General features: G+C 29.8%; 9 protein-coding genes. 1 reads left to right on the plus strand and 8 read right to left on the minus strand.

Features of this window, described 5'->3' with window-relative positions; genetic code table 11:
* Positions 1-133: 133 nt before the first annotated feature.
* From BEN26_RS13390 to BEN26_RS13415, 6 genes are all read right to left on the minus strand, one after another.
* Positions 134-850, minus strand: coding sequence for a TnsD family Tn7-like transposition protein (locus tag BEN26_RS13390; protein ID WP_069799174.1), 717 nt, complete (start codon positions 848-850; stop codon positions 134-136).
* Positions 834-1,478 (minus strand): TniQ family protein, encoded by a 645-nt coding sequence (locus BEN26_RS13395; protein WP_069799173.1) that lies wholly within the window; start codon positions 1,476-1,478, stop codon positions 834-836. The genes BEN26_RS13390 and BEN26_RS13395 overlap by 17 nt, the downstream gene beginning before the upstream one ends.
* 4 nt (positions 1,479-1,482) lie before the next feature.
* The gene (locus BEN26_RS13400) at positions 1,483-2,973 is read right to left on the minus strand and encodes an ATP-binding protein (protein WP_069799171.1); all 1,491 of its coding nucleotides are present in this window, start codon (positions 2,971-2,973) and stop codon (positions 1,483-1,485) included.
* A complete protein-coding gene (locus BEN26_RS13405) occupies positions 2,963-5,092 on the minus strand; it encodes a Mu transposase C-terminal domain-containing protein (protein WP_069799170.1) in 2,130 nt (709 codons plus the stop codon). The genes BEN26_RS13400 and BEN26_RS13405 overlap by 11 nt, the downstream gene beginning before the upstream one ends.
* A 15-nt stretch (positions 5,093-5,107) precedes the next feature.
* Positions 5,108-5,896, minus strand: coding sequence for a heteromeric transposase endonuclease subunit TnsA (locus BEN26_RS13410; protein WP_069799168.1), 789 nt, complete (start codon positions 5,894-5,896; stop codon positions 5,108-5,110).
* 411 nt (positions 5,897-6,307) lie between these two features.
* A complete protein-coding gene (locus BEN26_RS13415; protein WP_069799166.1) occupies positions 6,308-6,871 on the minus strand; it encodes a site-specific integrase in 564 nt (187 codons plus the stop codon).
* Positions 6,872-7,166: 295 nt separating this feature from the next.
* On the opposite strand from BEN26_RS13415, the gene BEN26_RS13420 reads away from it, so the two are divergent.
* Positions 7,167-8,297 carry a hypothetical protein gene (locus tag BEN26_RS13420; RefSeq protein WP_069799164.1) on the plus strand — a complete coding sequence of 377 codons (1,131 nt, stop codon included), beginning with the start codon at positions 7,167-7,169 and terminating at the stop codon, positions 8,295-8,297.
* A gap of 114 nt (positions 8,298-8,411) precedes the next feature.
* On the opposite strand, the gene BEN26_RS13425 is transcribed toward BEN26_RS13420, so the two are convergent.
* Positions 8,412-8,801 carry a four helix bundle protein gene (locus BEN26_RS13425; RefSeq protein WP_069799162.1) on the minus strand — a complete coding sequence of 130 codons (390 nt, stop codon included), beginning with the start codon at positions 8,799-8,801 and terminating at the stop codon, positions 8,412-8,414.
* A 27-nt stretch (positions 8,802-8,828) separates the two neighbouring features.
* Positions 8,829-9,122: a hypothetical protein gene (locus BEN26_RS13430; RefSeq protein WP_069799161.1), complete on the minus strand. Its 294-nt coding sequence runs from the start codon at positions 9,120-9,122 to the stop codon at positions 8,829-8,831.
* Positions 9,123-9,418: the final 296 nt, after the last annotated feature.

The raw sequence follows: 9,418 nt of genomic DNA on the forward strand, positions 1-9,418 counted from the left end.
GCCATATTCGCTACACAGATCTTTGACAGAAGTGCCTGAATGATACAAATCCACAATCGTTTTCTTAAAGTCATCATTGAATTTTTTGCGTTTCATATTGGACACATCCTCTCCCGTTTTTATTGTATGGGACTTAACTAAGTTGTGTCCATGAAACTATACTAACATCAATATTACTACTTCCTCCAAACCCTGCTTTTAACTGAACTTTATAAACCGTTATCTTTTCCCCATTATTAATCATTACTTCTATCGCCCATTTAATCTTCCGAATTCGATAACTTTCTATATCTTCTGTTACTTCCTCTAAAAATCGATTAGTTTTTATATGCTTTTCATGATAGAACCATCGTTTTAAACCTATAGCCCTTCTAATGTTTTCACGGTTGATTCGGATTGGTTTCCCTTTTACTTGATATAGTTCTTTAACAGCCTTTTTTGCAAGAGCTAAACATTTTTCGTCTCGTTTTTCCCAATCTATCAATTCCGCTTTTTTCTTCCTTTCAACTAATTTTGGAGTAACCTTATCATACCAATCTCTATCATTAAGATATATCCACGTATGCAGTCCTTTTCCGATTCTTTTTAACTGGCTTCGATTTAATCCAGGATTTTTTTCTATCAATTTCAGCCACTCTTTTCTTCTTTCTTCAGTTGTAAAAGACGGAATACGTTTTTTATTTTTTATTCGCTTACCAATTACTTCATTTGTTTCAAAAAATTCCTTTACACTAATATTTAAAAACTGTAAAAATAATAAATGCCGTAATGGGCTTCGATTCTTATTGTTGTATCTAATAAATAACTTTAACCAATTTGCATCTTGTTCTCTATCAATACTGCTTTGCATTAAATCTAAATACTCTATACTTTAAATTTAATTCTTTAACCTTTTTGGAATTTAAGTCCTCTTCAATTTCCATATTGCATGTAGTTTCATCACAACATAAATATTCCATTTGGCTATCTGTAGTTAAAACAATACTATTCTTATAAAGAACCTGGTGTTTTAAGCAATACAAAACACCAGGAACTTGAGGTAATCTACGAAAATAGCTTTCACCTAAATTTTGCATATCTTCTTTGAAACACAAAGGGCAATACTTTAGATAATTATTTAATTTAACCTTACTTCCAGCTAATCCGACCAAATTCTCAATAGATTTACCACTGCCCTCTACCATCCTTAAATAAACAAGTTCTGTCTTTTCCTTTGATAAGAATGCTGTATAAAATGGAAACATTGTATGTTTTGATATAATTCCTTTTTCCGTTAGTAAAGAAGTCGGAGGGAGATTATTAATAAATCTATTTAGGTTTTGTGGGAATAAAACGGACTTCCTTCCCATTCGCTTTGACCTTTCAAATAAATCGAATTCCAAAGCCCATTTACTCGAAATTCCACTCATTTGCTTATATCTACTAACAATGCTATAAAATAATTCATCTTCATAAATTAAAGGAAGAAAGTTTATCATTTCTTCAACCTTCCTTCCAAGAATTCATATCATCTATAAATCCGTTTTCCAATAATAACTGATAAACAGAAGTATCACTTTTATTAGCCTGCTGAAATAATCGTCTTAAATCATCATCAGCATAGTTGTTGTTCTTTTTAACTTTTCTTTGATTTATATCTATTTTTTGCTCATTATTAAAAGTTTGAGTGACCTTTTTGTCAGTTTTTTTTGTTTTCATCATAAAATGTGCAATGTTCTCTTTTTTTTGCAAAACATCAGTTGGAAAATCCATTGTTCTTAAATCTTCAAATTGAGCTATTTTGTAAGGATTTTTTGATTTAATTGCATCTATCATTGGTCTCATTAGTTTGAACTGCTCTTTTGCAACCTTTCTAATCATATTTACTGTAATATCTTCTTTACCACTTGTTATAGACATTGCTTGAATATTTACAAATAATTTAACGATTAAGTCAGAAACTCCTTGGGTTTCCTCATATGTTGCTTGAATGATTTCTTCACTTAAGAGTGTGAAATTTCTATTCCATTGATATTTCCAGATTGACTCTAAAAAGAAGCGAAATTCCTTATCGTTCTTCATGTTATTCCAGATAATTTCCCCATTCCCCGTAACTCTTCGTGCGATTCTAAACTCATTTTGAAATATAGAATAGGAAGCAGGTGTGCCTATAAAGAGTACAGAGACACCAAATGAATTTATTAGAGTAACAAAATAATTCATCATTTGCTGGATTCCCCTATTTTGTAAGTGTTGAATTTCATCTATTATTAACATTCCTAACCCGATATTCTGAGCAACTTGCCCAAGCAAAGGTAGCATAGCATCTGTTGAAAGATTACGAGAAACATGTTTCTTAAAGGTGTTTGTACCAAGAAGTTCATCTATCTTCATAAAAAATTGCAAAGTCAATGCCTTTAGACTCGAATTATGTGGTGTCTGTAAGGTAAGGTGTGATACTTGAATCTGATTAAAATGTTGCCCATTATATTCTTTATGTACAATAATTTGAGGGATATTTGTAAGTATTTGATTAATTGTTGTTGTTTTTCCCATACCTGAATATCCAATTAGAATTCCACTACTCGCAGTGGTTCTAAAATTCACCCTTTTGTTTATATCATAGGACCTATTAATTATTTGTTTTCCAGATTGATTGATATACTTTCTGTACTCTTTATCAAATGGATTTCTGGCGATATAACCTTGATAAATCAATGAAAACACCATACTCCAGATATCCAAATGGATTGGTAACGGTTGGAAAATATTATATAATCTATGAATCATATGTAGTCTATATGCACTATCCATCTCCCGTTCTTCTTCCTTAAAATTTATGGGAAACATTAATTTTCTTATGATTGATTGCTTGTCTATTAAAGGAGGAAGTGCTTGTATAAACGGATTACTATTATATTCTTCCAGAGGAAAGTTAGTATAAGTTGCCTCAACTGCTTCCATTCCATTATCAAGAAATATTTTATTCATCATCTTCACTTTCCTCCCAGGCTCTAAACATAGCAAATTCATCTAATTCATCAGTATACGGTTGTTCCTTTATTGTTTCTTCAAATTCTTTTTCCCTTTTTAATTTTCCACGTTGTAATAACCTTTCATCTCTTTGATTTTGTTTTATCCCCTTAATTCTTTTGGATTTGCTTATGCTGGGGTCTTTTTCAGCCTCCGTTTTTACTCTTGCTTCTTTTACAATATCCTCAATTTCAGTGTAAAGTTTGATTTTTTCTTGTAGTTCCTTTTCTTTGCCCTTTATTTCAAGTTCCTTTTCATATTTCTTTATTTGCTCTATCTCTTCTAATCCTTTATTTGAATACATGGATAAATGCTCTAAAAGGCTGAATTTGTATGGTCCTTCTCCATTTTCATCAAACACAAAAATTTCTGTCATGTCTAAAGGATTATAACTGACTTTAATACGCCAACTACCATTCATTCTTGCCCTTTCAAACCAGCTATTCTCCAATGAAAATTTTGAAGCGTAAAGCATTTTTCTAAAAGATACTCCTTTTGGAGTTACCGTTGCAGTGTCTACAGGATATAGAGAACTATAAATTACTTCCTCTTGCAAAATTCTCAAATAGCCTTTTTTATACCTTAATCCATGCTCCCATATTTTGATTGGTATTTTCTCAACATTCATTTCAATCATAGTTTCATCTAATATATAATCACTTAGCACATGATGGTTATTGTGAAATAAGATTGTTTTGATAATTATTTTTGTGAAATCATCAATGGTTAAAGTCGCTTTTAATCTATAGTCTCCCTCACCTCTCTCTTTTTTACTTTTTCCACCAACAACCACACCATCGGCGAAGGGAAGTATCTTTAAGTTCGTTTGGTGGAAAGCCTGTTCAATGATTCCTTTGTAGTCTGCGTGATAGGGAGGGCTATTTTGTATAGTAATACCTAAGTGTTCAATTGCATTTTCTATTTGTCCCCCAACAAGTTCTCCTCTATCAGCAAGAATTCGTTGCGGAACACAATATGGAAACTCCTTATCACTAATTTCTATATCGTACTTTTTACCAACCTCTTTTTTTGATGTCATGCTATTTGCGAGGGCAACCATAGCACCTGAATAAGAATTAAAAGACTCAAAACTAATATTAAAACCAACAATAACCCTTGAATAAACATCAACGACTAAAAACAATATCGGTCTCCCAACGATTTTGTCCCTATTAAATGAAGAAACTAAGTAACTATCTAAAATAGTAGAATCTATCTGGAATAGTGCTCCAGGTCCTATTCCAGCATCTTGAGTGGAACTGCCTACAATCCCTCTATAATTCTGCTGATATACTCTTGTCCCTTTTCTTTTTATTATTTCCTTTTTGTTGTTGTTCAATTTTTTAAACCAATATAAAAATTGTTGGTAGGTTGGTAATTGAGAAGAATCCTTTAAAAGTGGTATCTTTACACCTTTTTCGTCTACTATTTCTGCTGAAAAGAAATCTCGTAGAATTAGTTCAAATGTAGTTTTAAGAGAGTTGTTTTTCTCGCTGTAATAATATCTGTTCAAACCTACTCTAAATATCTTTTTAATGTTTCTATCAATATTTACACCTACATTTTCACTGTATTTCTTCGGTCTTCCTCGCTTCTTCTCTCCAACTTTTCTTTCTTTTCCCTTTGCACCACATCTAATGTAGTTTGGTATCAAACTACTTTTAGTCCCACCACCCTTAAAATATTTAATAAGATAATTTTTAACTCCGTTATAACTCATATTAAAAAAAGCCATCGTTTCTTTTATTGCCTTTTGTCTAAATTTAGTGATATACATGTGTTCCTCTTCAGTTAGTGTATTCTTGAGGTACATAACAACATCCCATGCGAAATCTCTTTTATTTTTCTCAATTTCATTCAGTTCTTCCTCAAAAATAGACCTGGTATAAACATCTTTCTCCAATTCGACTATTTCTTTGTTTTTATAAAAATTTAGTATCTCCTTTTTAGTCAATGGAAAGGGCCAGTTATTATTATTCATATCTATCACATATATAATAGAAGTAATTGGATTAATATAAAGAACCCTTATTGTTTTTCCACTATTAAATTGAAAAAGTATATTTTCATTCAATTTCATAACATTTCCCCTCACTTATTTTAAAAGTAAGTCTTTCACCTTAATGGCTAAGTCTATCTTTTTAGTGAAATCCAGGGAGATTTCTTGTTTTGCTATTAAATAACGAAGTAAATATAATCCCGTTTCGTTTGTTACACCTTCGCTTTGTTCAAATAACTTAAGTAACTCTTTTATTGACATATCACTATTTTTTACAAAATAATTCATCAGAATTTGAGATAGTTCTTCTTTATCTATTTCACTATTTTCATCAAGTAGAGTTTCCCTAACCCAAAGAATGTTAGTGGCTACTTGTTTCGGCAATTCTTTATCTGTAACAATTCTCCAATCAACTCCTTTTGCTTCCCAATATCTTCTTTCTATCTCTAATTTTTCAAATGTTATTCTTTTGTTTAATTCCGATTGATTTTTAATAGTTCTTGCTACAAGTGTTTCATTTTGATTAGAGTCCTTAATAGTAAGAAGAAAAGTTGTTGTTAAAACATACTGGTCTTCTGTTTCTGAACGAAATCTATCAAACCGTAAATCTTCTTGATTATCAATAACCTCCATTACATCTAAGAGTGGATAAGACTCTCTAATATCGAATACCTTATTTGAAAACTCATAAATTAAAAATGCACGCAATTGGTTATCCGATTGTAAATGGTGAATGCGACCTGTTTTTATTCCCATGATTCTCGTAGCTCTACCTTTGCTTGAATAATCACTTATTTTCATCCAAGGCTTATAATCCTTTCCAGTTCCTTGTCCCCTTCCCTCTTTTAAAAGTCGTTCTTTTTTTACTTCATTAAATTTTTTCATAATCTCCTCCTGAACAATTACATAAGCAAAGTAAAAAACACCTGCATTTTTGCTAATCCGCAAAAAATAAGGACTAATAGGGTTATGAACTAAACATTATTAAAAAAGCTCAGTCAATTGACTGAGCCGTTTTTATTAAAATATGAAATTTTGTTATAAAAACAAACATTATCCATTTTTCCTCTTCTTCCTTACTTAATAGATTTAATATTTTATATTTAAACTAAAGTAGAAGAACCAATCCGAAGTTACACAAAAGCAAAAAGGAAATAGTTTTCCCCCAATGTTAAAAGCGATGAACCAAATTCTTAAAATGTTAGTAAATATATTTTATCACTTTATTCCCTTTTATAATAATTTTTCTAACCGTTTCCATTAAAAGAAAAATAATAATTCCTTTATTTTCAATTCTTATAAATTCAAATTCAAATAGACATCATCTAAATCTTCTTGCGTAATCCCAAGATACTTCTTTGTATTAGCAATACTGCTATGATTTAATGCTTCCATAATAAGAGCAAGGGAAACTCCACTTTTGTAAGCCCAGTATCCCCAAGTTTTACGACATGAATGGGTGGAAATCGGTTCTTTAATTCCTATAAAATCTCCTGCTTTTGAAAGGATTAAGGAAGCCTGTTGTCGAGTAATTGGCTTGTCTCCCTTCCGACTAAAAAATAAAAAAGATTCTTGTTCTGGATTATATTCTTTTATATACTCCTTTATTGCTTTTTGAAGATTTTCTGTGATAGGAAATCTCTTATACTTTCCTGTTTTTTCTTCATGGAGTTTGATAAACTCTTTTGGCTTTTTCCCATCCCAAATATCTTGTACTTTCAATTTTAAAATATCCGATATACGAAGGGCACTGGAGATGCCAACCATAAACATTAAATAGTCCCTTTTACTTTTCTCTTTTAAATAAATTTTCATGAGTTCTAATTGTTTTTTATCTCTAATTGGGCTAACTACGTTCATAACGAGTCACCTCTATACTTATATTACTTAATGCATCTGTAGTATATATTATGTCATATTAAAACTCAAGAAAAATATGGAATATTACATAATCCTTGATATAACAGCGATTTATATATTACATAATGTTATTTTGTCATATTCAAAATTTTCATCTAATAAAGTATAAAAAATTACAGTAAAATGATATCATTTCAGTATGACTTTAAATAAATAATTGCATATCACATATTGTAATATTTAGTTTATCAAATTGTATTGATAAATTTTATTTTATTATAAAGGAAGTATTAAAATGTACCATTTGTTTTCAAATATTATTGTCCCTAAAATAAATGAGGAATTACACGAAAACATTAAATCATTTGAAAAGCATCATATATACGACTATATCTTAAGGGAATCAAGACTACTATTATCAAATCTTGATTTAGAAAGTTTTAAAAAATTATCATTTAACGTTTATCTTATTGGTGAGAACTTACGAGGGGAAAGATTACTGTTAGCTCATGAAATGTATACACTTTTTTTTCAGGAGTTAAAATCAAATTTCCATTTAATTTCAAACGTTGAAAAACGAAGAAGGGCAAGTGAATTTATTAATTCTCTAAATTTCACTGAGATTTATTATAATTTAGCAAAGCTAAAATGGGATTTAGGAGATTATGATAATGCTTTATTTTATTTATCATTAGCTGATACTGAATATTCAAAGTTTGAAAATAAATCTGAAGGATTTTTCATTAGTTTTTTGCTGAATTCAAATGGTTATCTCTTATGGAATATAATTCCTCTGATTATTAGTTCATTTGAAAACAAGGAGTCTCTCAATTTCGGAAGATTAAAAAATGAATTAGGTATTGAGGTAAAAAAAGAAACAATTACTGACTTACTAAATGATTTTAACTCTTTAACACTTTACCAATTTATTAATGCTGTGAATAGATTCAATAATTTTGATGAGACACAGTTTAACTTATACAAATCAGTTAGACAGTTTAGAATTTTGGGCGACCTTGTCTGGATTTTTGAATGTTACCTAAAAGATAAATTTCAAATTTACGACAAAGAATTATACAACCTTATCACTCAAGATTTATTATTCAATCAAACCGATATTAAAAAATATTTTGAGAATTATCATAAAAAAACTAAAGAACTTCATTCGGAGAATAATAAAAAGTCAAAAAAAGAAATATCGGAAGAAACGATACTATATTTAGTAAATGAAATAAAATTTGAAATGGATACAAAAAAAATAATTGCTATTTGTTTAAAATTAGTTCATCTATATAGAAACTATTCCTCTCACCAATTGGATAATAGACTTTTCTTACAGGATAATTATTCTACTGAACTTTATCAAATATTTTTATATTCATTTTTAATTTCGTTTAATATCATAAATAATGTTTTAGGGAAATAGGCATTTGTATTAATTTAATTCATTTTCAATTTATCTTCTATAAACTATTATCCTATGTACATCCCCTTTTTTGCATTGGGTTGTTCCCAAAACCAAAAAAAGGAAACAAAAATACTAAGCTACTTCATTATTTAACTTTTTCATCATGGCGATTATCATTCTAATAATTTCTTGTAAAAGGTCATCTGCTTCTTTAAATTGTTCTTCACTAATATATCCATTATTAGCTGACAGCTGAACCCAATACAGCGATTCTTGAGCTGAACCAAGCGCGTTGTTAAAAAATGTAATTTCCTTACTTAAGTAGATTTGACCATTCCCCTCTACAACGTTTGCTCCAATGCTTGTCGCACTCCTAATCAGTTGACTCTTCAGATTATTGTTTTCTATATATGGAAATTGCTTTACAAGCTGATACACTATTTTATTTAACTCCATACATTTCCCGTAGAGCTTTAAATTTTTGGGATTTTTCACCTTTATTTCTTCTATTTTTTTACTCATTCAATATTCCTCCTCAATTTGTTATATTTAAGCAGTTCGATACAATTTTTCTAATCTTATAAGTTCTTCTCTACTGTCCTCGTATCGTTCCTCTTTAATTCGGATGTCAAGTTGAGTTTCCATTTCAATTAGACGGAATCTCCTATACTCCAATTCTTCTAAATTCTGGTCAAAAAATGAACTCTTTAAAAACTCTTCTTTTAATTTGATTACTTCTCTTTTTGATAAAATTAGTCTATTAAGTTCTAATTTATTTAAAGAATCATTAAATAGTTCTTTATCGATTTTATTTATAGATATTTCAATTTGATTAATGGTCAATTCCCCCCTGTTTTTTTATCTATATTAATTGTATTAAGAAAGTCCAATTTTTAATAGCAAGAAACGGTCGAAGCGTGTTTGACCATATGAACTTTGGAAATGAACAGAGTAGAGTGACTTTATTGAAGAAAAGTTTTATAATGCGAGCTAATAGAAAAGATTATTTAAATGAATCAATTTCATAATTATGAGCCCTACGGGCTCAAGGCTTTTAAAAGCTAAAAAAAGGAGTACCTCCCCAAAATGTCGAATGAGTAAGTAACGACACCAACTCTAAGACTGGAGGAAGACTCCCT

The sequence above is a fragment of the Tepidibacillus sp. HK-1 genome (genome assembly GCF_001748485.2).
Classification (GTDB): domain Bacteria; phylum Bacillota; class Bacilli; order Tepidibacillales; family Tepidibacillaceae; genus Tepidibacillus_B; species Tepidibacillus_B infernus.